The sequence below is a fragment of the Pseudoduganella sp. RAF19 genome (assembly GCF_052114165.1).
Lineage (GTDB): Bacteria > Pseudomonadota > Gammaproteobacteria > Burkholderiales > Burkholderiaceae_D > Rugamonas.
In genome coordinates this window covers 208,670-234,869 of sequence record NZ_JBFREF010000006.1, presented here as the reverse complement: position 1 = coordinate 234,869, position 26,200 = coordinate 208,670, and the positions used below count along the sequence as shown (strand labels likewise).

Sequence of the window (26,200 nt, the reverse complement as noted above, 5' to 3'; positions counted from 1 at the left end):
TGGAAGCGGCGGACGACGCAGCGGCGCCAGCGAACGCGTTGGCAGCGGCAGACGACGCGCCCGCGCCAGCGGACGCGCTGGCCGCGTCAAAGCCCGCGATCAGGCGGCACAGGTCGCAGCCAGCCGTCATACCAGCACTCGCTCAATGCCGCCGTCATTCGCCTTGGCGACATAATCGACCAGCCAGTTCTCGCCCAGTTTATGCTTGGCGATCTCGATCACGATGTAATCAGCCGTGGTGCCGGAATCGTCGTTGTAGCGCGTCAGACCCTGCAGGCAGGATGGGCAAGACGTCAGAATCTTCACATCGCCGGTGAAGCCATCGGCGCGCAGCTTGTCCGCACCGGCAACCATCTCCTGCTCCTTGCGGAAGCGCACCTGCGTCGAGATATCGGGACGCGAAACCGCCAGCGTGCCCGACTCGCCGCAGCAGCGGTCATTCTTCTCGATCTTCACGTTATCGACGGTCGATACCAGCGCGTTCACGGTCTTCAGCGGGTCCTGCTGCTTCATCGGCGTGTGGCAAGGATCGTGGTACATATAGCGCGTACCCGTCACACCTTCCAGCCTGACGCCCTTCTCCAGCAGGTATTCGTGGATGTCCACGATGCGGCAGCCCGGGAAAATCTTCTCGAACTCATAGGTCGCCAACTGGTCGTAGCAGGTGCCGCAGGACACCACCACAGTCTTGATGTCCAGGTAGTTCAGCGTATTGGCCATGCGGTGGAAGAGGACGCGGTTATCCGTCATCATCTTCTCGGCCTTCTCATAATCGCCGGAACCGCGCTGTGGATAGCCGCAGCACAGATAACCCGGCGGCAGCACGGTCTGCACGCCCACATCCCACAGCATCGCCTGCGTTGCCAGACCAACCTGCGAGAACAGGCGCTCCGAACCGCAGCCAGGGAAGTAGAACACCGCTTCCGTGTTCGCATTCGTCTTCTTCGGATCGCGGATGATCGGGATCATCTTGTTGTCTTCGATGTCCAGCAAGGCGCGCGCGGTCTTCTTCGGCAGATTGCCCGGCATCTTCTTGTTCACGAAGTGGATCACCTGCTCGCGCACGGCCGGCTTGCCCACGGTTGGCGGCGGCGCCTTGGTCTGCTTGCGCGACACGGTCTTGAAGATCTCGTGGCCCAGGCGCTGCGCCTTATAGCCCCAGCCGATCATCGCTTCGCGCGTGGCGCGAATGGTCGCAGGATCGGTCGCGTTCAGGAAGAACATCGACGCCTTCTTGCCGGGATTGAAGGAGCGCTTGTCCATCTTGCGCAGCAGATTACGCATATTCATCGACACGTCGCCGAAGTCGATGTTCACCGGACATGGCGTCACGCACTTGTGGCATACGGTGCAGTGATCGGCCACGTCCTCGAATTCTTCCCAGTGGCGGATCGACACGCCGCGGCGGGTCTGCTCTTCGTAGAGGAAGGCTTCGATCAGCGAGGACGTCGCCAGGATCTTGTCGCGTGGCGAATACAGCAGGTTCGCGCGCGGCACGTGGGTCGAGCACACCGGCTTGCACTTGCCGCAGCGCAGGCAATCCTTGACGCTGTTGGCGATCTCGCCGATATCGCTTTGCTGCATGATGAGCGATTCATGGCCCATCAGGCCGAAGGACGGCGTGTACGCGTTCAGCAGCGTGGCATCCATGCCGGGCATATTCAGCAGCTTGCCCTTGTTGAAGCGGCCTTCAGGATCGACGCGCTCCTTGTACTTGCGGAAGTCGCCAATCTCGTCGTCGGTCAGGAATTCCAGCTTGGTGATGCCGATACCGTGTTCGCCCGAAATCACGCCGTTCAGCGAACGCGCCAGCTTCATGATGCGCGCGACGGCTTTGTGCGCGTCCTGCAGCATCTCGTAGTGGTCCGAGTTCACCGGCAGATTGGTGTGCACATTGCCGTCACCCGCGTGCATGTGCAGCGCCACGAACACGCGGCCATGCAGCACCTTCTTGTGGACGGCCTGCGCTTCGTCCAGGATGATCTTGTAGGCGCCGCCGTTGAAGATCTGGCGCAGCTGCGCGCGGATTTCCTGCTTCCAGCTGATGCGCACCGTACGGTCCTGCGCTACGTCGAACAGCGTGGCGTTAGGCTGGCGCTGCAGGCGTTCGTCGAAAGCGCCAGCCAGCGGCTGCAAGCCCAGATCGAACAGGTTGCCGCGCACTTCGCTCAGCGGCTTATCCAGGTTGGCGAGGATGAAGGTCCAGCGTGCATGGACCTGGTCCAGCAGCGCCAGCGCCTGCGCGGGACGGTCGCCGATGATTTCGGCGTAGGGCACCTTCTCGTCCGACACTTCATCGCTCTTGCCGACCGGGAGATTCCCGGCCGCGAAGAATTCTCGCAGCGCTTCCGCCAGTTGCAGCTTGTTCTTGATCGACAGCTCGATGTTGATGCGCTCGATGCCGTCGGTGTACTCGCCCATGCGGTTCAGCGGAATCACCACGTCTTCATTGATCTTGAAGGCGTTGGTGTGCTTGGCGATGGCCGCGGTACGGGCGCGATCCAGCCAGAATTTCTTGCGTGCTTCCGGGCTCACGGCCACGAAGCCTTCGCCGACGCGGGTATTCGCCAGGCGCACCACTTCCGATGCAGCCAGCGCCACGGCTTCTTCGTTGTCGCCAACGATGTCGCCGAACAGCGCCATCTTCGGCAGCGTGCCGCGCTTGGATTTGGTGGCGTAGCCGACGGCGCGCAGGTAGCGCTCGTCCAGGTGTTCCAGGCCCGCGAGGCGCAGGGTCTCGAATTGCTCACCCTGTTTCGGCAGGCCGTCCAGATAGTCCTTGATCTCGACGATCGACGGAATCGCATCACGCGCCTGACCGAAGAATTCAAGGCAGACGGTGCGCGTGAACTTCGGCATCTTGTGCAGAATCCAGCGCGCGGACGTGATCAGGCCGTCGGTACCCTCTTTCTGCACGCCCGGCAGGCCAGCCAGGAATTTGTCGGTAACGTCCTTGCCCAGGCCCTCTTTGCGGAACTTGCGGCCTTCGATTTCCAGGATCTCGGTCTTGAATGGCTCGCCCTTCGCTTCGCCTTTGGCGTTCGGGTGCGTCCATTCCAGCTTGAAGCGTGCTACCGGGGTGTCGTGAATCTTGGACAGGTTGTGGTCCAGGCGCGTGACTTCCAGCCAGTCGCCTTGCGGGTCAACCATGCGCCACGAGGCCAGGTTATCCAGCGCAGTGCCCCACAGCACGGCCTTCTTGCCGCCTGCGTTCATCGCGATATTGCCGCCGATGCAGGAGGCGTGGGCCGAAGTCGGGTCCACTGCAAACACGAAGCCTGCCTTCTCGGCCGCTTCGCTGACCTTGTTGGTGATGACTCCGGCTTCGGAGAACACGGTCGCGTATTCGCGGTCCAGGCCCGGCAGGACTTTCATCTCGACCTTGCCCAGCGTGAGCAGCTTTTCGGTGTTGATGACGGCCGACAGTGGCGTCAGCGGAATCGCGCCGCCGGTGTAGCCGGTGCCGCCGCCGCGCGGGATGATGGTCAGTCCGAGTTCGATACAGCCTTTGACCAGCCCCGCCATTTCGTCTTCGGTATCGGGGGTCAGCACCACAAACGGATATTCAACGCGCCAGTCGGTCGCGTCGGTCACGTGCGTGATGCGCTTCATCGCATCGAAGCAGATATTGTGCTTCTCGGTGAACTTGCCCAGCACTTTCTGCGTGCGCTTGCGCAGGTCGTACATCTGGCGGAATTCTTCGCCGAAGTCCGCCACGGCCTTGCTTGCGGCACGCAGCAGCTTCTCGACGTTCTCGCTGCGCTTGGCCTGGTCGGCGTCGTTCTCGCTGGAGTCGACGGCCAGACGGCGCTTGTCCACTTCCTTCAAGCGGTGATGCAGCGCTTCGATCAGCGCATCGCGACGCTTCGGGTTATCCAGCAGGTCGTCCTGCAGATAAGGGTTGCGGCGCACGACCCAGATATCGCCCAGCACTTCGTACAGCATGCGCGCGGAGCGGCCGGTCTGACGGGCGCCGCGCAATTCATCCAGCAGCTGCCAGGACTCTTCGCCCAGCAGGCGAATCACAATCTCGCGGTCGGAGAAAGACGTGTAGTTATAAGGGATTTCGCGCAAACGGGTTGGCGCGTGACCATCGGGAGACTCTGCGAGCAATGCCTGGATTTGTGCTGGTGCGTTCATTGTGTGCGTTGACGAAATGCTGACGCTAGGACAGAACATTCTATCGTATTGCGGCGCACAAAGCCCTAACAGCCTTAAAAGCCAACAGGGTTCCGTTAACGTCAATTAGCGATCCAATATTCGATCCAACTGGACCGCCGCAAAATTTAATTTAATGAAATAGGGATGATTGCGGCTTTCAATTTGCCGATTAGCGCAAACTGGAAAGTAAAATCAACCGCCGAGGGCGTTGGCGAGACTGCGCCAGAAGCCGTCAGGGACGAACAGGAGGGCTGCGGTCATGGTGATGTAACGGGCGAATTTGCCGATGGCCATGTAGGAAACCGAGGACCAGAACGGCAGCTTGAGCCATCCACCCAGCGTGCACAGGGGATCGCCAATGCCCGGCAGCCAGGCCAGCAGCATGGTCTTGGCGCCGTAATGGGACAGCCAGCCGAACCAGCGGCTCTGGCGTTCTTTGGCAAAGGCTTCCTTCGCGTAATAGCCCAACCAGTAGTCGACCACGCCACCCAGCGTGTTGCCGACCGTCGCCACGGCGATGGCGGGCCAGAACATGTCGCCATTGGCCTTGCAGACCGCAAAGACAGCGGGTTCGGAGCCCAGAGGGACCAGGGTGGCGGAGACAAAGCTGATGATGAAGACCGACGTGAGGCCCACTTCGGGCGCAGCGAGAAAGCCGAGGAGCCAGGAGATTGCAGATTCGATCATGGCTTCCATTATAATGATCTGCACCGAGCACACCGCACGACTGACAGCCGGCCCCACCGCAGATCCGCGCTGGCCGGCGTGCTTGCCCCCTTCGGTTACCCACCGTTGAAAGCATGTCTTTGCACCAGGCCATCCTGCCTGGCCATGAATCGTTCTATACGCAGACTATGACTATCGACTACCTGAAGAAAATCCTGACCTCCCGCGTCTACGACGTGGCCCTTGAAACACCTCTGGAACTGGCGCCGACCTTGTCGCAGCGCTATCAGAACCAGATTTATTTCAAACGTGAGGACATGCAGGACGTCTTTAGCTTCAAGGTACGCGGCGCTTATAACAAGATGGCGAATCTAAGCGACGCGCAATTGAAGCGCGGCGTCATTTGCGCCTCCGCAGGCAATCACGCACAGGGTGTGGCCCTGTCGGCCGCCAAACTTGGCTGCCGCGCGCTGATCGTCATGCCGACCACCACGCCGCCACTGAAGATTGAATCGGTGCGCGCACGCGGCGGTCCGAACGTGGAGATCGTGCTGCATGGCGACTCCTACACCGACGCCTACAACCACTCGCTGCTGCTGGAGAAAGAACAGAAGCTGACCTTCGTCCATCCCTTCGACGATCCGGATGTGATCGCGGGCCAGGGCACCATCGCCATGGAGATCCTGCGCCAGCACGCAGGTCCAATTCACGCGATCTTCGTGCCGATCGGCGGCGGCGGCCTGATTGCAGGCGTGGCGGCGTATGTGAAGCAGCTGCGTCCGGACATCAAGATCATCGGCGTGCAGACCATGGATTCCGACGCCATGGGCCGCAGCCTGAAATCGGGCGACCGCGTGACCTTGCCGGATGTGGGCCTGTTCTCCGACGGCACTGCAGTGCGCCTCGCGGGCCAGGAAACATTCCGGCTCGCGCAGCAGTTCGTGGACGAAGTGATCATCGTCGATACGGACGCGATCTGCGCCGCGATCAAGGACGTGTTCACCGACACCCGCTCGATCCTGGAACCTGCAGGCGCGCTGGCCGTTGCGGGCGCCAAGGCTTATATCGAACGCGCGGAACTGACCAGGAATCCGGTCAAGAACGAAACCCTGGTCACCATTGCTTCCGGCGCGAACATGAACTTCGACCGCCTGCGCTTCGTGGCCGAACGCGCGGAGCTGGGCGAGTCGCGCGAAGCGGTGTTTGCGGTGTCGATGCCGGAGCAGCGCGGTTCCTTCAAGCGCTTCTGCGGCTTGATCGGCCCACGCAATGTGACCGAGTTCAATTACCGTATAAGCGACCAGGACACGGCGCACGTCTTCGTGGGCGTGCAGATCAGCGACCGCAATGAATCGAGCTCGGTGGCGCGCCGCTTCGAAGAAAATGGCTTCAAGACGCTGGACCTGACGCACGATGAACTGGCCAAGTCGCACTTGCGCCACCTCGTTGGCGGCAAGAGCGCTTTGGCGAAGGACGAGCTGCTGTACCGCTTCGAATTCCCTGAGCGTCCGGGCGCGCTGATGCGCTTCCTCGATTCGATGGCGCCGAACTGGAACATCTCACTGTGCCACTACCGCTCCCAAGGCGGCGATGTGGGACGCATTCTGATCGGCTTGCAGGTGCCGCAGGAAGAGATGAACGAATTCGCACGCTTCCTCGCGACCCTCGGCTATCGCTACTGGGATGAGTCGCAGAACCCGGTCTACAAGCTGTTCCTCTGAAAAACCAACACCCTGAAACGCTGGTGGCAGGCACGATGTGCCTGCCACCTGTTTCTGCCTTGGGTTTGCGCTAACATGTCGGTCTTTACGCAAAATACGAAGCACCGCCATGTCCACCAACTCCCCTGATCAATCCCCACTCGGCAAATCCTCGTCCTATCTGAGCGAGTATGCGCCGGACCTGCTGTTTCCTATTCCGCGCCAGGCCAAGCGCGATGAGCTGGGCTTGTCGGGCACGCTGCCCTTCTACGGCGTGGACATCTGGAACGCCTACGAGCTATCGTGGCTGAACATGCGCGGCAAACCGCAAGTGGCGGTGGCGCGCATCACCGTGCCGGCCGCATCGCCGAACATTATCGAATCGAAGTCCTTCAAGCTGTATCTGAACTCCTTCAACCAGACCCGCCTCGCCGGTCCTGAAGCGTTGAAGATGCTGCTGGAGCAGGACCTGTCCGCCGCAGCCGGCACCAATGTGCACGTCGTGCTGATCATGCAGGAAGACTTCGCCAGGCTGGCGATGGGCGAACTGGAGGGCCAGTTGCTGGACCGCCTCGACATCGAGATCGACAACTACTCGCCGCAGCCGGAAATCCTGAAAGCGAACTTCGACGAAAACCCGGTGGAAGAAGTGCTGATTTCTCACCTGCTCAAATCGAATTGCCTGGTCACCGGCCAGCCCGATTGGGGCAGCGTGCAGATCACGTACGCAGGCCCGCAGATCGACCAGGAAAGCCTGCTGAAATACCTGATCGGCTTCCGCGAGCACAACGAGTTCCACGAGCAGTGCGTAGAACGTATCTTTACGGACATATTGCACCAATGCAAACCTCAACACCTGACGGTGTACGCGCGCTATACCCGCCGAGGCGGTCTTGATATTAATCCGTGGCGTACCAACTTTAGTGGTGCAAGCAAGCCGTCCAATTTACGCAACGCCCGACAGTAATTCGGCGGAATTTGTCTTACAATGAATCAATAACTGTTGCGGCAATTCCTCAGCGATTGCCGCCTTCAGATCCGCTCAAAAATCGGCAAAACCACATCACCGCAGCGAAAAAACTGGTGTTTGCCTTGCATGACCGATTTCAAGTTACACCGCTGAGAAAGAAGCCTATAATTCGCTCCGCTGTCAGCAGATACTATGTCGCGTTATGAATAACCTGAGCAAAATCCTGTCGCTCGAGAACGTACAACTGGACCTTGAAGTGTCCAGCAAGAAACGTGCTTTTGAGCAAGCAGGTCTGATTTTCGAGAACAACTGCGGCATCGCCCGTTCCACCGTTTCGGACAACCTGTTCGCGCGCGAGCGCCTCGGTTCGACCGGTCTGGGCCATGGCGTCGCAGTGCCCCACGGCCGCATCAAGGGTTCCAAGAGCCTGAAATCGCCGCTGGCTGCTTTCGTGCGCCTGGCGGAGCCGATTCCTTTTGAGTCGCCGGATGGCAAGCCCGTCAATCTTTTGTTCTTCCTATTGATCCCGGATCACGTCACGCAGCAGCACCTGGAAATCCTGTCGGAAATCGCCGAGATGTTCTCGGACGATGCCTTCCGCGCTGCCCTCTCCACCGATTCGGACCCGGCTTCCGTATACAGCCGTATCGTCAATTGGCAGCCCAGTCTGCAGGCCGCAGGTTAAGTTAAGTTAAACTAGGGGCTTCGACACTACCCTTCAGGCAGGCACATGCTGCAAACCCCTCTGACGATTCAACGCTTATACGATGATAATCGGGAGACTTTGCAACTTGGCTGGTTCGCAGGCTTTCCCGGCGGCGAGCGCCTGATTTCGGGCGATGTGGCATCCGCAGCCGACCAGGTCGGCCACCTGAACACCATCCACCCAGGCCGTATCCAGGTCTTCGGGCACCAGGAAATCAACTACTACCAGCGCCTGAAGTCGCTGACGCGCGCACACGTGATCGGCGAACTGATTGCGGGCGGCCCGCCGGCACTGATCATCGCGCAGGGCCTGGAAACACCGCCCGACATCCTCGCCATCTGCGACGAGAAGAATATTCCGCTGTTCTCTACGCCGCTGCCTGCCGCGCAGGTAATCGACTTCCTGCGGGTGTATTTGTCGAAGAAGCTGGCGCAGCGCGTGATCATGCACGGCGTATTCATGGACGTGCTGGGCGTGGGCGTGCTGATTACCGGCGACTCGGGCCTCGGTAAATCCGAGCTTGGCCTGGAACTGATTTCGCGCTCCCACGGCCTCGTTGCCGACGATGCGGTCGAATTCTCGCGCATTGCGCCGAATATGATCGAGGGCCGCTGCCCTCCACTGCTTCAAAATCTGCTCGAAGTGCGCGGCCTGGGCCTGCTGGACATCAAAGCCATCTTCGGTGAGACGGCCGTGCGCCGCAAAATGCGTCTGAAACTGATCGTGCATCTGGTGCGCCGTTCCGCGCTGGAAGAGGAAGTGGAACGCCTGCCGTTCCAGTTCCCGACCGAGGACGTGCTTGGCCTGCCTGTTCGCAAAGTCGTGATCCCTGTGGCGGCTGGCCGCAACATCGCAGTGCTGCTGGAGGCTGCAGTGCGCAATACTATCTTGCAGCTGCGCGGCATCGACACGCTCCAGGAGTTCATGGAGCGCCAGCGGCAAGCGATGAGCGGGGATTAAAACCCACAGCCTGAAACCTGGTGCCTGCCACATCGTGGCAGGCACCTTTGCTTGGGTTCTCGGGTGATCAGGGATGACTGATGGTATCATCGGCCGCATGCGAATCGTTCTAATCACTGGCATTTCCGGCTCGGGCAAATCGGTCGCGCTGAACGTACTGGAAGATACCGGCTACTACTGCGTCGACAATCTACCGCCGGCACTGCTGCCCAATCTCGTTGCAACCCTGGCCGATGAAGGCACCGAAGCGCTGGCTGTTGCCGTCGATGCGCGCAGCGCGGCCTCGCTGGCCAGCCTGCCCGCTGAATTCCGCAAGCTGAAGGAAGACGGTCATGACGTGAAAATCATGTACCTCACCGCCAGCACGCATTCGCTGGTCGCGCGCTTCTCGGAAACTCGCCGCAGCCATCCACTGTCGCACGAACTGCGTCCGGGCCAGAACCCGGCGGCGCGGCGCACGCTGATCGAATGCATCGCCGAGGAACGCGAGCGCTTGTCGGCCATTCAGCAACTGGGCCATGTGATCGATACGTCGGAGCTGAGCGCCAACAAGCTGCGCGCGCTGATCAAGGATCTGGTGGAGAGCGAGAATGCGCCGCTGACACTGTTCTTCGAATCCTTTGCCTTCAAGATGGGCGTGCCGCTGGACGCCGACTTCATGTTCGACGTGCGCGCAATTCCGAATCCCTACTACGACCTCGCACTACGTCCGCTGACTGGCCGCGATGCGCCCGTGATCGCCTTCCTCGACGCGCAACCGAGCGCGGAGGAGATGTTCCATGACATCAAAGGCTTCGTTGAGAAATGGCTGCCGGCCTTCAAGAAGGACAACCGCAGCTATCTCACCGTGGCGATCGGCTGCACCGGCGGCCAGCACCGTTCGGTGTACATGGCCGAGCGCCTGGCGCGCCACTTCCACGACACCGAAAACGTGGTACTGCGCCACCGCGAGCAATCCTGACATGCATGCGCGGCGGGTCAATGACCCGCCCTACGCCCAGCCGCGTTTAGTGGCGCCACGTTGTAGGGCGGATCATTGATCCGCCGCGCCCAGCCGCAGCTGCCAGTAGCTGACGTCCAGCCAGCGGCCGAATTTGAAGCCGACTTCGCGGAAACTGCCCACTGGCTCGAAGCCCATCTTTTCATGCAGGGCCATGCTGGCGTCGTTGGGCTGCGCAACGCCGCCGATTACGAGATGAATGCCGCTTGCCGCCAGCTGATCGAGCAGCTGCCGATACAAGCGCCGTGCATGGCCACGGCCAATCGCGCTTGGCTTCAGATAAATTGAACTCTCCACCGAGCGCCGGTAAGCCGAGCGCTCCTTCCACTTGGTCGCGTAGGCATAGCCGAGAATTTCGTCGCGGTCTTCCAGCACCAGCCAAGGCAGGCCGCCAGTCATGACGTGGTCGATGCGGCGCGCGATTTCGGCGCTCGTGACTTCGACCTCTTCGAAGGTGATGGTGGAGTTGGAAACGTAATGGTTGTAGATGCTTGCGATGGCTGCGGCATCGGCCGGATGGGCTGCGCGGATCGTGGTCATGTCTGCTTGGGTAAAGTTGACGACCATAGTGAAAGAGCAATTAGCGCGCCAGTGTTAAAGGCGCGCTTCCGCACCAAGACGGGGCGTTCAGGACATCCAGTGCACCACTTCGATCATGTGCTGGTCCGGATCACTAATGATCGCACCGTAGTAGCGCTCATTGACGTCGGGACGCAGGCCAGGCTCGCGCAAGGTTTGTGCGCCCAGCTCGATCGCCTTGGCGTGGAAGGCTTGCGCCGCTTCCTTCGATGGCGCACTGAAGGCGATGTGGGCGCGATGGCCTTGCAGTGGGCTGTCGTCCTGTGCCGGATAGGCGATGAAGCTCCAGTTGCCATCGGCACCGAAGACGGCCAGTGCCGCGTCCTGATGCTGTACGGTGTAGCCCAGCGGCGCCAGACAGGCGGTGTAGAAGTCCAGTGCACGCTGCAGGTCGCGGGTGCCGATGGATACGTGGTCGATCATGATGCTCTCCTTATGCTTGGAGAGCCCATCTTACGTATCGCTTGCGAATCGATTTCCCATTCTCGCCGTCTCAAATGGGAAATTTTCTCACAGCGTAACCTTGGTCTCGAACTTGGAGCAGTTCATCGCGAACAGGCTTTTCACGTTGATGACATTGTTATTCGAAGTGAACACGCGGCGCGTGAACTCGTGATAGGCATCCATCGACGCCGAAGTGACGATCAGCATGAAGTCGAATTCGCCGGCCACCTCATAACAGGACATCACATCCGGCTCCTGCCGCATTTGCGCTTCGAACTGCTGCAGGATGGCGCTGTTCTGGTGGCTCAGCTCCACCGAAACAAACACCGTCAACGGAAGTCCCACCTGCACGCGGTCCACCAGCGCCACATCTTTCAGCAGCACGCCGGATTCTCGCAACTGGGCAACACGGCGCTGGCAGGTCGCCACCGAGGAATGCACGCGCTCTGCAATCTCGCGCAGCGGCGTGGCAGCGTCTTCCTGCAGGATGTTGAGGATCGCGCGGTCGATCCGGTCCAGCTCCCTCATGCGAGGTGACGCAGCGGGTGAGCGTAATCGGGCCAGCACGGCTCGAAGAAGCGCGCCACCATTTCCGGCGTGACCTCGGCCAGCGTTGGCGGATTCCAGCGCGGGGCATTGTCCTTGTCGATCACCAGGGCGCGTACGCCTTCCAGGATTTCGCCATGCTCGAAATTACGTCGTACCAGATTGCGTTCCATGCGCAGGCAATCGGCCACGCCAAGGGTCGTGCCGCGGCGCAGCAATTCGTGGGTGACGCACATCATGATCGGCGAGCGCTGGGCCATCGCGCTCAATGATTTTTGTGCGAACGGATCGGCGTCGCCACGCAGAGAATCCATGATGGCGGTCACGCTGCCGGCCGAGAAATGGCGATCGATGAGCGAACGCTGAGCTTCCAGTTCGCTTTGCCCCGCCAAGGTCTTTAACGGGGCTGCAAAGGCCGCGATGGCCTCCTGCTGAGCCGAACCGTGGGAAGCATCGATCAGCGCGCCCAGGGTGCGCCATTCGGCTTCCGGCACGAAATGATCGGCCAGCCCCAGGTAGAGCGCATCGGCGGCGCCGACGGTCAGGCCGGTCAGGCCCAGCCACATGCCCAGTGCGCCCGGCGCGTGGGACAGGAAATGGCTGCCGCCCACGTCCGGGAACAGCCCGATGTTCACTTCCGGCATGGCCATCCTGGTGCGGCTGGTCACGATGCGCACGCCGCAATCCGGCCCGCCCTGCGCGATGCCCATGCCGCCGCCCATCACCACGCCGTCCATCAGCGAAATGTATGGCTTGGGGTAGAAATGGATTAAATGATTTAGTGCATATTCCTCGGTGAAGAAATCTTCCAGCAGCGCGCTGTCGCCCTGCGGCGTTTTCTGGCCGACATCGTGGAAGAAGCGGATATCGCCACCCGCGCACAGCGCTTTCTCGCTGCTGCTGCGGATCACCACCGCAGCCACGTCTGCGTCCTCGCGCCAGGCCAGCAGCGCCTGAGTAATGGCGCGCACCATGTCGAGGGAAAGGGAGTTCAGAGCCTTGGGGCGGTCGAGGGTGATGAAGCCGGTGCCGTTGCTGACTTGGGTGTGGACGTATTCGCTCATGAACAAGATACTAAATAATTAATATTGTTTATTTTATCGCGCCACAGCCAGCGGCGCGGGGCGCAAAAAAGGGCGCCAGATGCGCCCTTAGTTTGATTGTCCCGCCACTCCTTTACATGACGGTGACAGGTGCTTCGTAAGTGTCCGGGATATGCTTGATCGCTTCGTGGTTGTGATTCTGGACGCGGGCCTTGTACTTCATGACCTGGCGGTCCAGTTTGTCGATCAGCGTATCGATGGCGGCATACAGGTCTTGCGACAGGCTCTCCACATACACAGTCTTACCCGACATACGCAGATTGATCTCCGCTTTTTGACGTTTTTCTTTCTCGGTGAGGTTATCTACAGTCAGGATGACAGCAATATCAATCACTTGATCGAAATGGCGCTTAACCCGCTCCAGCTTGTTCTGCACGTACTCGCGAATCGCTGGGGTCACTTCGACATGATGTCCACTGATGGTGAGATTCATACACACTCCTAAAGATGATGTCGCTTACTAGTTCGTACACGCTGGTGGCGTGCAGCGGAACCGTGCACTACAAAGACTTGCGGAGGCTAACGGGAGGAATTTTCAGAGCTTCGCGATACTTGGCAACAGTACGTCGCGCAATCACCATGCCCTGTTCTCCCAGCATGTCCGCAATCTTACTGTCGGATAAAGGATTTTTAGGGTCTTCAGCTCCTGTCAATTGCACGATCAGCGCACGGATCGCAGTAGAGGAAGCTTCACCCCCGGCTTCGGTTGCGACGTGGCTGCCAAAAAAGTACTTCAACTCAAACATTCCATGCGGGGTGAGCATATATTTTTGAGTTGTTACCCGAGAAATAGTGCTCTCGTGTAGTCCCAGTGTATCAGCTATTTCACGCAACACAAGGGGTCTCATGGCAACTGCACCATGACTGAAAAAGTTCTTCTGCCTTTCAACGATCGCTTGTGCAACGCGCAAAATCGTATCGAAACGCTGGCGCATATTCTTGATCAGCCACTTGGCTTCCTGCAGCTGTGCGCTCATCTGGCTCTCGCCTTTGCCCTGCTTGAGCAGGCTGGCGTACAGCGCATTCACACGCAGGCGCGGCATCACATCATTGTTCAGCATGACGATCCAGCCGTTGCGCCCCTTCTTCACGATCACGTCAGGCACCACGTAGTCTGACACGTCTGACGCAAATTCAGCGCCCGGATGCGGATTGCACTGGCGGATCACGGCCTGCGCTTCACGCAGGTCTTCGTCGTCGCAGTCGAGGGCTTTTTTCAGCTTGTTGAATTCACGCTGGGCGAACCAGGCCAGGTGCTTCTCGACGATGCATAGCGCCATGCGGCGCGTTACCAGCGGGATGTTCGGCAAGCGCTTGATTTGCAGCGCCAGGCACTCGGACGCATTGCGCGCGCCCACGCCAATGGGATCGAAAGTCTGCAGCAGCGCCAGCGACGTACGCAATTCTTCCAGTTCGATTTCCAGCTCTTCCGGCAGACGCGCATGGATTTCTTCCAACGGCTCTTCCAGGTAGCCGTTTTCGTCCAGCGCATCGATGATGATTTCCATCAGCGCGCGGTCGCGCGGTTCCTGCACGGTCACGCGCATCTGCTCCAGCAAATGCTCGCGCAGCGTGCAGCCGCTGGCTTCCAGTTGCGGACGGCCGTCTTCATCATCGGGCGACTTGCTGCTGGAGGAATTGCTCCAGTCGTCAACAGCATCGCCCTCGCCGTTGCCTTCATAGCTCTCGCCGTCGGCCGCAGGTGCTTCCGCGCCCTCGCCGCCTTCGCTGGCAGCCTGGCCGTTTTCTTGCGGCGGCGCTTCGCCATTGCCGCTGCCCTGGCTGATGGCGCCGTCCGCCAGCAGGCGCACGGAATTGTCCAGTGGATCGTCCAGCCGCTCCAGTAATGGGTTATCACTGAGCAGCTGCTCCAACTCCTGGTGCAGCTCAAGCGTCGACAGCTGCAACAGGCGGATCGACTGTTGCAGTTGCGGCGTAAGCGCCAGGTGTTGCGAAGTTCGCAGTTGCAGTGATTGTTTCATGGGCCTTTCTTACATCCGGAAGTGTTCGCCGAGGTAGACGCGGCGCACGGATTCGTCAGCAATAATGTCGTCAGGGCGGCCGGAAGCCAGTACCGAACCCTGGTTGATGATGTAGGCGCGGTCGCAAATGCCGAGCGTCTCACGCACATTGTGGTCGGTAATTAAGACGCCGATGTTGCGCTCCTTCAGAAAACGCACAATCCGTTGGATTTCGATCACGGCAATCGGGTCCACGCCGGCAAAAGGTTCGTCCAGAAGAACGAAGCGTGGGTTAGTGGCAAGAGCCCGTGCAATCTCAACACGGCGGCGCTCACCACCGGACAGCGACAGCGCCTGATTCTCGCGCAGCTTCTCGATTTGCAGATCGGCCAGCAGCGCTTCCAGGCGCTCTTCGATCTGCTCCTTGGCCAGTGGCTTGCCGTTCACCTGCTGGATCTCCAGCACGGCACGGATATTCTCTTCCACGGTCAGCTTACGGAACACCGAAGCTTCCTGCGGCAGGTAGGACAGGCCCAGCGTGGCGCGCTTGTGAATCGGCAGGCTCGATACATCGATGCCACCGATATCGATGGTGCCAGCGTCGGATGCCACCAGTCCCACGATCATATAGAACGACGTCGTCTTGCCGGCACCGTTTGGTCCCAGCAGCCCTACCACTTCACCGCAATCGACCTGCAGCGAAACGTCATGCACCACCTGGCGTTTGCCATAGGTCTTTTGCAGACCTTTGACAACCAGGGTGCTGCTGCAATTGTTCTCCGCCATATTCATTTGACCGCCGGAGTGGTAGCTGGAGTTACCGGCGTTGCAGGCGCTGGTGCGTTGGCTTGCGAAGGCTGGATCACCATCTTCACGCGGCCGCCGCCCTGCTTGCTCTCGCCCGTGGTGGAGTTCTGCACGGAGAAGAATTCCTTGCGGCTGTCGTAGGAAATGAAAGGACCTTCAACTTCATCGGTGGTCTTGGCGCCTTCCAGGCGCGTGACCTTGGCCTTGGAAATCAGGCGCACCAGTTCGGACTTCTGGTCGTATTCGATGCGCTCGGCCTGGCCTTCGACCCACTGGTCGCCGGCGCCATCGCGCTTCTGGCGGAAAGTGGCCAGCGCGTTCGGCGCCGCCCAGAAGGTCACGTACTGATAGCCCTGCGGATCTTCCGTCACCAGCGCGCGGCCTGCCTTCATCAGCAGCGTGCCGCGGGTCAGCACCACGTCGCCGATCAGCGTGCGGGTCTGCTTCACTTCATCCGTGGTGCCCTGATTGGCTTCGATCACCGTTGGCTTGAGGGAGTCCGCCTTTTCCGCGCGGGCCAGGTTCAGGCCCATCAGCGGCAGCAGGGACAGCAGCAATAACTTGCTCAGTTTCTTTTTCATGTATGCTCCGAAAATTCTTGCTCAACGCTGAGGGGCAGGCGGATACACCAGGCGCATGCGCTGGTTCACTTCCGCCTGGCTGGTGGCGTTATTCACCTTCAGGCCAGTGCCTGTCAGCTTGGCGTTGCCGGACGTGGCGGTGAACGCCTGGTCCGTTTCCATCCGGTCTTCGTCCGGATAAATCGTCATCGCTTCAGTCTTCATGCTGAAGCTCTTTACGGTCTCGGTGCCGGCGCGGTCGGCGGTCACATTGCCGGCCAGCTTGACGCGGCTATTGCTGTCGTCCACGCGCGCCGTTTTGGCGTGAATGTCCATTGGCGGCAGGTCCGGCGTGATCTTGCGCACGACGGGCTTGTCGATCTCGGACGAATCGTCAATCGGGCGGTGGGTCAGCTTGTCGCCGGAAACGATATACGCCGGCTTGCCCTCTTTGCTCAGACGCACAAAGCTGAAGCGCTCGACGATGTAGTCAGGCTCCGTGAGCTTGGCGGCCGCCTGCATTTCCTCGCCTTCGCGGTTCAGCAGTTCGAGCAGCCAGAAGGTGCCGACGGCTGCGAACAGCGCCAGCATCATGCCGATCGAAAGCCTGACACGGTGAGAGGTCCTCTGGTTGCGCATACTGCTTCCTTACACCATGAATTGCGCCATGATGCGCTCAAAATTGCCCTGAGCGCGCAGCACGAATTCGCACACCTCGCGCACTGCACCGCGGCCACCGCTGGCCTGGGTCACGTGATGCACGCGGCTGTGCACTTCCGGGCGGCCGTTCGGCACACTCACGGCGAAACCGACGCGGCTCAGGATAGGCAGGTCCACCACATCGTCGCCGATGAAGCCGACCTGCTCTTCGGTCAGGCCCAGTTGCTGCAGCAGGGCCTTGAACGGCGTCAGCTTGTCGTGGCCGCCCTGGTGGACGAATTCGATGCCGAGGTCCTTGGCACGCGCGGTCACCTGCGGCGAACGGCGCGCGCTGATGATGGCGGTCTGCACACCCGATTCCTGCAGCAGCTTGATGCCCAGGCCATCGTGCACATTGAAGGTCTTCATCATCTCGCCGTCGGCACCGTAATGCAGGCTGCCGTCGGTCAGTACGCCATCGACGTCAAAGATCATCAGGCGCACCTTGGCGGCGCGCTTGACGATGTCCATATTGTAGGGGCGGCTCATCAGATCACCTTGGCGCGCGTAAGGTCGTGGATGTGCAGGGCGCCTACCAGTTTGCCCGCTTCGTCGGTGACCAGCATCTGGTTGATGCGGAATTCTTCCATGATGGCCACGGCATCCACGGCCAGCTTGTCCGCGTTGATGCTGCGCGGGTTCAGATGCATGACATCCTTGATGATCACCTTGCCGAAATCCTGCACCTTCTCGATCATGCGGCGCAGGTCGCCGTCGGTGAACACGCCGACCGGCTTGTTGTCCGCGTCGACGATGGCGGTCATGCCCATGCCCTTCTGGGTGATTTCCAGCAGCGCGTCCGGCAGACGGGTATCCAGGCCCACGGCCGGAATGGCGTCGCCGGTGCGCATGATGTCGCGCACATGGGTCAGCAGGCGGCGGCCCAGGGCGCCGCCCGGATGCGAACGGGCGAAGTCTTCTTCCTTGAAGCCGCGCAGGTCCAGCAGCGCCACGGCGATCGCGTCGCCCAGCGCCAGCGTGACGGTGGTGGAGGCGGTCGGCGCCAGATTCATCGGGCAGGCTTCCTTGGCGACCGACACGTCCAGGTGCACGTCCGACAGCTTGGCCAGGCTCGATTCCGGCTTGCCGGTCATCGAAATCACCACGCCGCCCATGCGCTTCACGACCGGCAGAATGGCCATCAGTTCGGCCGCTTCGCCGGAATAGGAAATGGCGATCACCGCATCTTCCGGCGTGATCATGCCCAGGTCGCCATGCGCCGCTTCGGCCGGGTGCACGAACAGGGCCGGCGTACCGGTGGACGCCAGGGTGGCAGCAATCTTGCGACCGATATGGCCGGACTTGCCAATGCCGGACACCACGACGCGACCTTTGCAATTCAGCAACAGCGACACGGCCTTGCCCACGGACTCGTCGGTCGCCAGGCGTTCATGCAGGGCGCGCAGCGCGTCCGTCTCGATTTGCAGGGCCTCGCGCGCCAGTTCCAGTGCGCGGGTTGCGGTCTTGGCATCAAAAGCTTTCAGCATTGTTTTTTCATCGGTTACACTCATGCCGGAAGTATAGCCGAATTGGTAAAGCAAAAAACTTGCCAGACGCAACAAACAACGGTGCCAAGTCGACTAGGATCAAAATGTTCTCGCCCCTCGAACTGACTCTCCTGCTGCTCGCCAGCGCCGTGCTGGGCGTGGTCGCTTTCCGCATGCTGCACCTGCCACCGATGCTCGGCTATCTGGCAGTCGGCATTCTGATCGGTCCCAATGCCCTGAACCTGGCCGCCGAGAGCGAAGCCACCCACTCGCTGGGCGAATTCGGGGTGGTGTTCCTGATGTTCTCCATCGGACTGGAATTCTCGCTTCCCAAGCTGATGTCGATGCGGCGCATCGTGTTCGGACTGGGCATGGCGCAGGTGGCGCTGACCATTGCCGTCACCATGCTGTTTGGCTGGGCGGTGCATTTCGTGCTGCCGCCGGCAATTCACCTGACCTGGCAGGCTTCCTTCGCCCTGGGCGGCGCGCTGGCCATGTCGTCCACCGCGATCGTGGTCAAAATGCTCACGGAACGGCTGGAACTGGAGCGCGAACACGGCCGCAATATCGTGGGCATCCTGCTGTTCCAGGATCTGGCCGTGGTGCCACTGCTGATTCTGATCCCGGCGCTGGCGCAGAATCCCGAGAACCTGGCGCCGACGCTGGCCTTCGCGAGCTTCAAGGCCACGGTGGTGCTGGTGCTGCTGCTGTTTATCGGCCAGCGCGTGATGCGCAAGTGGTTCACGGTGGTGGTCAAACGCCGCTCGCAGGAACTGTTCATGTTGAACCTCCTGCTGATCACGCTGGGCGCGGCCTGGATCACCGAGCAGGCCGGCTTGTCCCTGGCGCTGGGCGCTTTCGTGGCGGGCATGCTGATTTCCGAAACCGAATACAAGCACCAGGTGGAAGAGGACATCAAACCGTTCCGCGACGTGCTGCTGGGGCTTTTCTTCATCACCATCGGCATGCTGCTGAATGTGCGCATCGTGCTGGAAAACTGGTGGCTGGTGCTGCTTCTGCTGGCCGGTCCGGTGCTGCTGAAGTTCGGCCTGATCGCCGGCCTGGCGCGCCTGTTCGGTGCAAATACCGGCACGGCGATGCGTACCGGCCTGGCGCTGGCACAGGCGGGCGAATTCGGCTTCGTGCTGCTGAACGTGGTGGGCGGCATGCGCCTGGTCGATCCCTTTGTGGTGCAGGTGGTGCTGGCGTCGATGGTGTTGTCCATGCTGCTGGCGCCCTTCCTGATCGAGCAGTCGGACAAGATTGTGCTGAAGTTCTCCGCCAACGAATGGATGATGCAGTCGCTGACCCTGACCAAGATCGCGGCACGCACCATGTCCACCAACAAGCACGTGATCGTGGCGGGTTTCGGCCGTTCGGGCCAGAACCTGGCGCGCCTGCTGGCCGAAGAGAATATCGATTACCACGCGCTGGACCTGGACCCGACCCGCGTGCAGGAAGCGCAGAGCGCCGGCGCCAACGTGTCTTACGGCGATGCGGCGCGGCGCGAATCGCTGATTGCAGCCGGTATCTATCGCGCTTCAGCGATCGTGATTACCTACGCCAGCACGCCCTCGGCGCTGAAGGTGCTGTATCTGGTGCATGAGCTGGCCCCTACCCTGCCGGTCATCGTGCGCTCGCATGACGATTCGGACCTGGACCGCCTGAAAGCCGCCGGCGCTGCTGAAGTAGTGCCGGAACTGATGGAAGGCTCGCTGATGCTGGCCTCCCACGCCTTGGTGATGCTGGGCGTGCCGCTACGACGCGTGGTGCACCGCGTGCAGCGCGCGCGCGAAGAACGCTATGCCTCGCTGCGCGGCTACTTCCACGGCGCCAGCGATACGGGCGACGAGTCGGAGCTGGTGCGCCTGCATACGGTGGCGCTGGGCGATGGCGCTTCCTGCGTCGGCAAGCCGCTACGCGAGGTCGATCTCGGCGACACCGGCGCCGAGGTGACGGCCATCCGGCGCGGCAAGGCAAGGCTGGAAGTATCGGAAGAAACGGTGCTGGAGGCGGGCGACGTCATCGTGCTGCGCGGCGCCGCCGAAGCCGTAGCGCGCGCCGAGAATAATCTTTTGGCCTGAACGGCGGATCGATGATCCGCCCTACAATACGCCACTGCGTAGGGCGGGTCATTGACCCGCCATGCGTGATCAGCCGTAGCGAATCACGCGGTTACGGCCGCCTTCTTTGGCCTGGTACAAGGCTTCGTCCGCGTGGGCAATCAGCGCCTGCGCCTGGGCATCAACATCGGCATCGGCCGGCGTCTGCGCCAGACTGGCCACACCCACCGAAGCGGTAATCGATACCTTCACGCCGCCCGACAAATCGATCATGCTGGCAGCAATGCCGGCGCGGATGCGTTCCGCCACGAAGGCCGCGCTTTCCAGGTCCGCATTGATCAGCAGGACAACAAACTCCTCGCCGCCGAAACGCGCCAGCGCGTCCGACAGGCGCAGTTCGTTCTTGATGCGGTTGGCCACCTCGCGCAGTACATCGTCGCCGCCCTGGTGGCCGACGGTGTCGTTGACGCGCTTGAAGTGGTCGATGTCGATGTACATGAAGGAGATCGGATAATCCTGGCGGCGTGCGCGCGAGATCTCTTCCAGCAGGCGGCGGTCCACATAGCGGCGGTTGTACACGCCGGTGAGCGAATCGGTCAGGCCGATGTACTTCAACATTTCATTGGAGATCACGTTCTCCAGGCAGATGGCGATGATGGACGCCATATGCTCCACGAAGTCCGTGCCCAGCGATGGCGAGAAGCGCGCCGGGTCCACGCTGCCCAGATTCAGGCTGCCGATGATGCGCTTGTTACGCAGCAGTGGCACGATGGCCACGCTTTGCAGGCGCTGCGAGCTATCCGGGAACTGCGCACCGTGGCGCTCAGGATCGAACATGCCCAGTTCCGGCTTGGGCGGCATGCGCGGCGTCAGCTCGAAGCCCAGGGCATCGACATCCGGCACGAAAATCAGCTGCGGGAAATCTGCAAAGTTCACACCCAGCTTTTCCATCACGGTGCGGATGTCCGAATCCTCGTCGATCAGGCTCAGGGTAACGGCACTCAGGTCCGAGATGACGGGCAGCGTGCGGAAAATAGTGCCAATCAGTTCAGGGAAGCTGGCGGCGCCGACGATCTCCAGGTCGAAAGCCTGGTGGCGCATCATGATGGCGTGATTGCGTTCGGCCTGTTCGATCAGGTAAGCCATGCGCGCCCGCAGCGCCTGGTTTTCTGCCGCCAGGTCCGTTTGCTTGGGCCCCTTGCCCGGGATTTTTTGCGTCATGTCCATCAGCCCCGCCGATTCGATGCAACTATCAAAATGCCAGTGTAACTCCGATTTCCTCACCTACCCTTAAACGCTGGCCCTCGCCTTGCAGAACTACCACATTCATGCCGAAGCAGATGCCGCCGTCCACTTCCGGCTTGGCGCGGTAGCCTTGCAGAATATCCATTGGGTCCGGGCCGAATTCGCCGGTGCACTGATCGATCGAGGGCATGGGGCAGCGCGGGCAAGGTTTCACCGGCTTCAGAACGGCATCGCCGATGGTGAAGGTGTCGGTGTAGTCTTCTTCGAAAGGCTCGATACCGCCCACCACAATGTTCGGGCGGAAGCGGTTCATCGGCAGCTGGTCGCGGCCTGCCTTGCTCAGTTTTTCGTTGAGGTCCTGCAGGGAGCCGGTGCCGATCACCAGGATCGGGTAGCCGTCCGAGAACAGGGTGGGATGCTGCTCGCCGTTGGTCCAGGTGCCGCTGGTGGTGCGCTTGGCATTGACGTGGAAGCGCGCCAGGCGGCACGGCAGTCCGAGATAGCTGCTGAACCAGGTCGCGGTGGTTTCGTCGCAATCGTAGGCCAGCACGCTGTCTTCCCACACCTGCACTTGCAAGGTGGGCGCGGTGTCCGGATCGGGCATGCCAAGGGGGATTTCGAGACGCAGCATGCCGGGAGCACTGATCTCCAGCACGTCGCTTTTCAGTTTGGGCTTGATCAGGGCCATGCGCGGATGCTCGCGCTGGGTGAGCGCCACCCCGTCGGTGCCGACCAGCACCCACTCGCGGTCGTAAATCTGCTCCGACATCAGGCCGGCGCGCGTCAGCGTGGCTTCCTTGAGCGCGATGCCCGCACAGGATTTGATCGGATACAGATTGAGTTCGGAGAGGATGGCCATGTTGCTAACGCCCGATGACTAATTATTAAGCATCGATTATGGCAGCAAAGCGGACGGCCGACAATCGGCCGCCGCGCTTATTTCGGCCCTCCCGGCCGGATCAGGCCTCGGTTTTGGGCTTCGGCTTGCGTGGCAGCCTGCTGCGGGCAGGCGCCTTGTGCTTGCCCGGCTTGGGCACGCGCTTCGCCTTGGCGGCGCCGGAATCGGCATCGAGTTCGTTTTCGATAGCGTTCACGGACGCTTCCAGTGCGCGGTCGGCGGCGGCTTCGGCATCCGCATCGGCAGCCTTGCTGTCGGCCGCAGCGGCGGCAGCGTCGGCGGCCAGTACGGCTTCCGCTTCGTTCACGGCTTCCGCAGCGGCTGCGGCGGCCTTGGCGACCTTGCTGGTGCGGGTGGTCTTCTTGGCGGCCGGCTTGCGGGCCGCGCCACGGGCGCCGCGCTTGGCAGGCGCCGGGGCTTCAGACTGCTCCGGGGCTTCGGCTTCAGCATCGGCTGCAACGGCGCCGGCCTCCACTTCGGGCGCGTCATCCAGCGCGGCCTCGACCTGATTGGCCTCGGCCGCCAGTGCTTCCTCCGCGGCGGCGATGTCGGCGGCCATGGATTCCTCGGACTCCGGCACAGGGGCGCCACCACGGCGATTGCGTCCGCCACGGTTGCCGCGGCTGCGGCGGCTATCCTGGCGGCCTTCACGGCCTTCGCGCTGCTCGCCGGCTTCTGCCTGCGCTGCCTGCTCAGCAGTTGCGCCGGCGGTTTCGCCTTCAGCGGCAGGCTCGGTCACCGCCACTGGCGCCACTACCGGCTGGCTGCCGCGGTACACATAAGCACCCGATTTCTCGTCACGGCCGAATTCCAGCAGGCCGCGCGCCTTCATCTCTTCCAGCAGATTGCCGAAGGTACGGAAACCGTAATAGGACTCGCTGAAGTCCGGCTTGCGGCGCTTGATCGCCTCTTTCAGCACGGACGCCCAGATCTTTCCCTCGCCGCGTTCGGCGGCCAGCGCATCGAAGGTCGAGTAGGCAATTTCCACCGCCTGGTTGCGGCGCTTGTCCATTTCCTCCTTGCGGCGCTTCTCTTCTTCCGGCGTACGCTTCGGACGCTGCTCGTCGCGGCGCGCAGCCTGCTGGCGGCGCGATTCGCGCACCAGGTCGTCGTAGAAAATGAATTCGTCGCAGCCTGCCACCAGCAGGTCGGAAGTGGAATCCTTCACACCCACGCCGATCACGCGCTTGGCGTTCTCGCGCAGCTTGGAAACCAGCGGGGAGAAATCGGAGTCACCGGAAATGATGACGAAGGTGTTCACGTGCGACTTCGTGTAGCACAGGTCGAGCGCGTCGACGACCATGCGGATGTCGGCGGAGTTCTTGCCGGACATGCGCACGTGCGGAATCTCGATCAGTTCGAAGTTCGCTTCATGCATGCCGCCCTTGAAGCCTTTGTAGCGGTCCCAGTCGCAGTACGCCTTCTTGACTACGATGCTGCCCTTCAGCAGCAGGCGTTCCAGTACCGGCTTGATGTCGAATTTTTCGTAGTTCGCATCGCGCACGCCCAGTGCGACGTTCTCGAAGTCGCAGAACAGCGCCATGCTGAGGTTTTCGTTTGAAGCCATCGATGAGTCTTGTTATCTTCTATGCACAATCCAACGATTATAAACGGTGTATGCTACCGCCCATGAAAAAACTCATCGCGACCCTGCTATTGTGCGCTGCTGCCAGCGGCGTTTCCGCCCAGACGCCCGACGCCGATGCGGCCTTCCGCCAGCAAGTAAACGCCTTCGTCGACCGCTGGCACGACGACGCCGCCAACACCCGTCCCGATTACTGGGACAAGTTCGCCCCCGAGGGCGTGTTCATCGGCACCGACAAGTCCGAAATCTGGACCCGCGACGAGTTCAAAGCCTGGGCCAAGCGCTTCTGGGACCGCAAGAAAGCCTGGAGCTTCACCGCGCAGAAACGCAACGTCTACTTCTCTCCGGACAAAAAGTACGTCTGGTGGGATGAGCAGCTCAACACCCAGTTCGGCACCGCCCAAGCCAGCGGCGTGCTACACAACACCGGCCACGGCTTCCTGATCGACCATTACCAGCTCTCGCTGGCCGTGCCGAATCCGCTGATGGACAGCTTCACCAAGGCCATTTCCGAGTACGAGAACAAGAACAAGTAATGGCGCGTTTCCTTTTCATCCATCAGAACTTTCCTGGTCAATTCCGCCACCTCGCTCCCGCCCTTGCTGCGGAAGGCCATGAAGTTGTTGCGCTGGGAATGGCTGAACAGCCCGAGCCCCTGAAAGGCGTTCGCTACTTCCGCCACATGGCACGCGTGCCACAGCCGGTGAAGTCTCAGGCGCCACAACTGCAGGACCTGTACAGCAAAGTGCTGCGCGGCGAATCGGCCGCTCATTCGCTGCATCAGCTGAAGCAGCAAGGATTCGATCCGGACGTGGTCTTTGTTCATCCTGGCTGGGGCGAGGCGCTGTTCATCAAGGACGTGTTCCCGCGCGCGCGCATGCTGGTCTACGCCGAGTACTATTATTCTGCCCAAGGCGGCGATTCCCACTTCGACCCGGAATTTTCGACCGAGCCGACGCTGGCCAGCCTGCAGCGCTTGCGCCTGCGCAATACCCACTTGCTGCATGCGATATCGGCTGCCGATGCCGGCTTGTCGCCAACGCGGTTCCAGCGCGACCGCCATCCCGCCTGGTTCCGCGACCGCATTTCGGTGATCCACGACGGTATCGACACGGAGCGCTTCCGCCCAAGTCAGAACGCCAGCGTGAGCTTGGCCACGGCGGGCCTTACACTGCGCCCCGGCGACGAAGTGGTGACTTTCGTCTCGCGTCAGCTGGAGCCTTATCGCGGCTACCACATCTTCATGCGCGCCCTGCCTCTGGTGCAGAAGCTGCGGCCGAATGTGCGTGTCGTGATCGTGGGAGCGGACGGCGTGAGCTACGGCGCCGCGCCGCCGAAAGGCAAGACGTGGAAAGAGATCTTCCGCGATGAGGTCAAGGATAAGCTGGATATGAGCCGCGTACACTTTGTCGGCAAGCTGCCCCATTCCGTGCTGACGCAGCTGATGCAGGTGTCGGCGGTGTACACCTACCTCACCTACCCCTTCGTGTTGTCCTGGTCGCTGATGGAAGCCATGAGCGCAGGGTGCCTGATTGTCGGCTCCCGCACCGCGCCGCTGGAAGAGATGATCACCCACGGCCAGAATGGTCTGCTGACGGACTTCTTCGACGTCGAACAGCTGGCCCACACCGTTGCCAACGCCCTGGAACGTCGCTACAGCCTGACCGCGCTGCGCGAAGCCGCGCGCCAGACCATCGTCGACCGTTACGACCTGCACCGGCATTCGCTGCCGGAGCAGATGCGCTTCGTACTGCCGTAAGCCCCCAGCAAGGAGCCGCTGACGTCCAGGTCAGATCAGAAGAACTGGACGTCCTGGAAATTGAGGGCGGTAACTCCTGTCAGCCACTGCCGCCATCAGCCAGGTCATGGCCGCTGCCTACGCGCAGCAGGTCGTTGCTGTCGCCGCCAAGCAGGGTGTCGTTACCCGCCACGCCGCTCAGGAAAGCGCTACCGGTGCTGCCGGTCAGGACGTTATCCAGCACGTTGCCCGAGCCCTCGAACGCGGACGATCCGGTATGGGTTCCCGCTCAGAAGGGCATCGTCAGAGGAAATCTCACCAT

The 26,200-nt window shown here is 61.1% G+C and carries 25 protein-coding genes; 8 read left to right on the top strand and 17 right to left on the bottom strand.

The annotated features are described in order from the left end of the window. Positions 1-126 precede the first annotated feature (126 nt). Together AB4Z19_RS17920 and AB4Z19_RS17915 are read right to left on the bottom strand one after the other, a co-directional pair. On the bottom strand, positions 127-4,140 hold the full coding sequence (locus AB4Z19_RS17920) for a DUF3683 domain-containing protein (protein WP_442027066.1): 4,014 nt from the start codon (positions 4,138-4,140) through the stop codon (positions 127-129). A 213-nt stretch (positions 4,141-4,353) separates the two neighbouring features. Continuing rightward, positions 4,354-4,848 carry a YqaA family protein gene (locus AB4Z19_RS17915; RefSeq protein WP_442027068.1) on the bottom strand — a complete coding sequence of 165 codons (495 nt, stop codon included), beginning with the start codon at positions 4,846-4,848 and terminating at the stop codon, positions 4,354-4,356. A 167-nt stretch (positions 4,849-5,015) separates the two neighbouring features. On the opposite strand from AB4Z19_RS17915, the gene ilvA reads away from it, so the two are divergent. From ilvA to rapZ, 5 genes are all read left to right on the top strand, one after another. Then, positions 5,016-6,548: a threonine ammonia-lyase, biosynthetic gene (gene ilvA, locus AB4Z19_RS17910; RefSeq protein ID WP_442023146.1), complete on the top strand. Its 1,533-nt coding sequence runs from the start codon at positions 5,016-5,018 to the stop codon at positions 6,546-6,548. 109 nt (positions 6,549-6,657) lie between these two features. Beyond that, positions 6,658-7,494, top strand: coding sequence for an NADPH-dependent 7-cyano-7-deazaguanine reductase QueF (gene queF, locus AB4Z19_RS17905; protein ID WP_442023127.1), 837 nt, complete (start codon positions 6,658-6,660; stop codon positions 7,492-7,494). A gap of 205 nt (positions 7,495-7,699) precedes the next feature. After that, positions 7,700-8,182 carry a PTS sugar transporter subunit IIA gene (locus AB4Z19_RS17900; RefSeq protein ID WP_442023128.1) on the top strand — a complete coding sequence of 161 codons (483 nt, stop codon included), beginning with the start codon at positions 7,700-7,702 and terminating at the stop codon, positions 8,180-8,182. 45 nt (positions 8,183-8,227) lie between these two features. Continuing rightward, complete coding sequence (hprK, locus tag AB4Z19_RS17895; protein ID WP_395403087.1) at positions 8,228-9,163, top strand: HPr(Ser) kinase/phosphatase; 936 nt, start codon at positions 8,228-8,230, stop codon at positions 9,161-9,163. Positions 9,164-9,260: 97 nt separating this feature from the next. Further along, on the top strand, positions 9,261-10,124 hold the full coding sequence (gene rapZ, locus AB4Z19_RS17890) for an RNase adapter RapZ (RefSeq protein ID WP_442023129.1): 864 nt from the start codon (positions 9,261-9,263) through the stop codon (positions 10,122-10,124). A gap of 72 nt (positions 10,125-10,196) precedes the next feature. On the opposite strand, the gene AB4Z19_RS17885 is transcribed toward rapZ, so the two are convergent. The 11 genes from AB4Z19_RS17885 to AB4Z19_RS17835 all read right to left on the bottom strand — a co-directional run bounded on the left by AB4Z19_RS17885 (position 10,197) and on the right by AB4Z19_RS17835 (position 18,373). Beyond that, positions 10,197-10,703, bottom strand: a complete 507-nt coding sequence (locus tag AB4Z19_RS17885) for an arsinothricin resistance N-acetyltransferase ArsN1 family B (protein WP_442023130.1) — start codon at positions 10,701-10,703, stop codon at positions 10,197-10,199. Between the two features lie 87 nt (positions 10,704-10,790). Beyond that, positions 10,791-11,165: a VOC family protein gene (locus AB4Z19_RS17880; protein WP_442023131.1), complete on the bottom strand. Its 375-nt coding sequence runs from the start codon at positions 11,163-11,165 to the stop codon at positions 10,791-10,793. Between the two features lie 87 nt (positions 11,166-11,252). Continuing rightward, entirely contained in the window at positions 11,253-11,714 is a 462-nt protein-coding gene (locus AB4Z19_RS17875) for an Lrp/AsnC family transcriptional regulator (RefSeq protein WP_442023132.1), read from the bottom strand. Then, the gene (locus tag AB4Z19_RS17870; protein WP_442023133.1) at positions 11,711-12,796 is read right to left on the bottom strand and encodes an enoyl-CoA hydratase/isomerase family protein; all 1,086 of its coding nucleotides are present in this window, start codon (positions 12,794-12,796) and stop codon (positions 11,711-11,713) included. The genes AB4Z19_RS17875 and AB4Z19_RS17870 overlap by 4 nt, the downstream gene beginning before the upstream one ends. A 112-nt stretch (positions 12,797-12,908) precedes the next feature. Beyond that, complete coding sequence (gene hpf, locus AB4Z19_RS17865; RefSeq protein ID WP_442023134.1) at positions 12,909-13,268, bottom strand: ribosome hibernation-promoting factor, HPF/YfiA family; 360 nt, start codon at positions 13,266-13,268, stop codon at positions 12,909-12,911. Between the two features lie 67 nt (positions 13,269-13,335). Further along, on the bottom strand, positions 13,336-14,817 hold the full coding sequence (locus AB4Z19_RS17860; RefSeq protein ID WP_442023135.1) for an RNA polymerase factor sigma-54: 1,482 nt from the start codon (positions 14,815-14,817) through the stop codon (positions 13,336-13,338). A gap of 9 nt (positions 14,818-14,826) precedes the next feature. Continuing rightward, positions 14,827-15,588: an LPS export ABC transporter ATP-binding protein gene (lptB, locus tag AB4Z19_RS17855; protein WP_442035728.1), complete on the bottom strand. Its 762-nt coding sequence runs from the start codon at positions 15,586-15,588 to the stop codon at positions 14,827-14,829. After that, a complete protein-coding gene (gene lptA / locus AB4Z19_RS17850) occupies positions 15,585-16,184 on the bottom strand; it encodes a lipopolysaccharide transport periplasmic protein LptA (RefSeq protein ID WP_442023136.1) in 600 nt (199 codons plus the stop codon). The genes lptB and lptA overlap by 4 nt, the downstream gene beginning before the upstream one ends. Positions 16,185-16,205: 21 nt before the next feature. Next, positions 16,206-16,802: an LPS export ABC transporter periplasmic protein LptC gene (gene lptC / locus AB4Z19_RS17845; RefSeq protein WP_442023137.1), complete on the bottom strand. Its 597-nt coding sequence runs from the start codon at positions 16,800-16,802 to the stop codon at positions 16,206-16,208. A 9-nt stretch (positions 16,803-16,811) separates the two neighbouring features. Further along, positions 16,812-17,351 carry a KdsC family phosphatase gene (locus AB4Z19_RS17840; RefSeq protein WP_442023138.1) on the bottom strand — a complete coding sequence of 180 codons (540 nt, stop codon included), beginning with the start codon at positions 17,349-17,351 and terminating at the stop codon, positions 16,812-16,814. Beyond that, positions 17,351-18,373, bottom strand: a complete 1,023-nt coding sequence (locus tag AB4Z19_RS17835) for a KpsF/GutQ family sugar-phosphate isomerase (protein WP_442023147.1) — start codon at positions 18,371-18,373, stop codon at positions 17,351-17,353. The genes AB4Z19_RS17840 and AB4Z19_RS17835 overlap by 1 nt, the downstream gene beginning before the upstream one ends. 80 nt (positions 18,374-18,453) lie before the next feature. On the opposite strand from AB4Z19_RS17835, the gene AB4Z19_RS17830 reads away from it, so the two are divergent. Next, positions 18,454-20,433 carry a cation:proton antiporter domain-containing protein gene (locus AB4Z19_RS17830; RefSeq protein WP_442023139.1) on the top strand — a complete coding sequence of 660 codons (1,980 nt, stop codon included), beginning with the start codon at positions 18,454-18,456 and terminating at the stop codon, positions 20,431-20,433. Positions 20,434-20,502: 69 nt separating this feature from the next. Here the strand turns inward: AB4Z19_RS17830 and AB4Z19_RS17825 are convergent, their stop codons facing one another. The 3 genes from AB4Z19_RS17825 to AB4Z19_RS17815 form a co-directional block, all read right to left on the bottom strand. After that, a complete protein-coding gene (locus AB4Z19_RS17825) occupies positions 20,503-21,633 on the bottom strand; it encodes a DUF484 family protein (protein WP_442023148.1) in 1,131 nt (376 codons plus the stop codon). A 31-nt stretch (positions 21,634-21,664) separates the two neighbouring features. After that, positions 21,665-22,516 (bottom strand): MOSC domain-containing protein, encoded by an 852-nt coding sequence (locus tag AB4Z19_RS17820; RefSeq protein ID WP_442023140.1) that lies wholly within the window; start codon positions 22,514-22,516, stop codon positions 21,665-21,667. A gap of 100 nt (positions 22,517-22,616) precedes the next feature. Next, on the bottom strand, positions 22,617-24,122 hold the full coding sequence (locus tag AB4Z19_RS17815) for an NYN domain-containing protein (protein WP_442035727.1): 1,506 nt from the start codon (positions 24,120-24,122) through the stop codon (positions 22,617-22,619). Positions 24,123-24,184: 62 nt separating this feature from the next. On the opposite strand from AB4Z19_RS17815, the gene AB4Z19_RS17810 reads away from it, so the two are divergent. Both AB4Z19_RS17810 and AB4Z19_RS17805 read left to right on the top strand, forming a co-directional pair. Next, complete coding sequence (locus tag AB4Z19_RS17810; RefSeq protein WP_442023142.1) at positions 24,185-24,676, top strand: nuclear transport factor 2 family protein; 492 nt, start codon at positions 24,185-24,187, stop codon at positions 24,674-24,676. After that, positions 24,676-25,899 (top strand): glycosyltransferase, encoded by a 1,224-nt coding sequence (locus AB4Z19_RS17805; RefSeq protein WP_442023143.1) that lies wholly within the window; start codon positions 24,676-24,678, stop codon positions 25,897-25,899. Before AB4Z19_RS17810 ends, AB4Z19_RS17805 begins: the two co-directional genes overlap by 1 nt. A gap of 79 nt (positions 25,900-25,978) precedes the next feature. Here the strand turns inward: AB4Z19_RS17805 and AB4Z19_RS17800 are convergent, their stop codons facing one another. Further along, the gene (locus AB4Z19_RS17800; protein ID WP_442023144.1) at positions 25,979-26,122 is read right to left on the bottom strand and encodes a hypothetical protein; all 144 of its coding nucleotides are present in this window, start codon (positions 26,120-26,122) and stop codon (positions 25,979-25,981) included. Positions 26,123-26,200 lie beyond the last annotated feature (78 nt).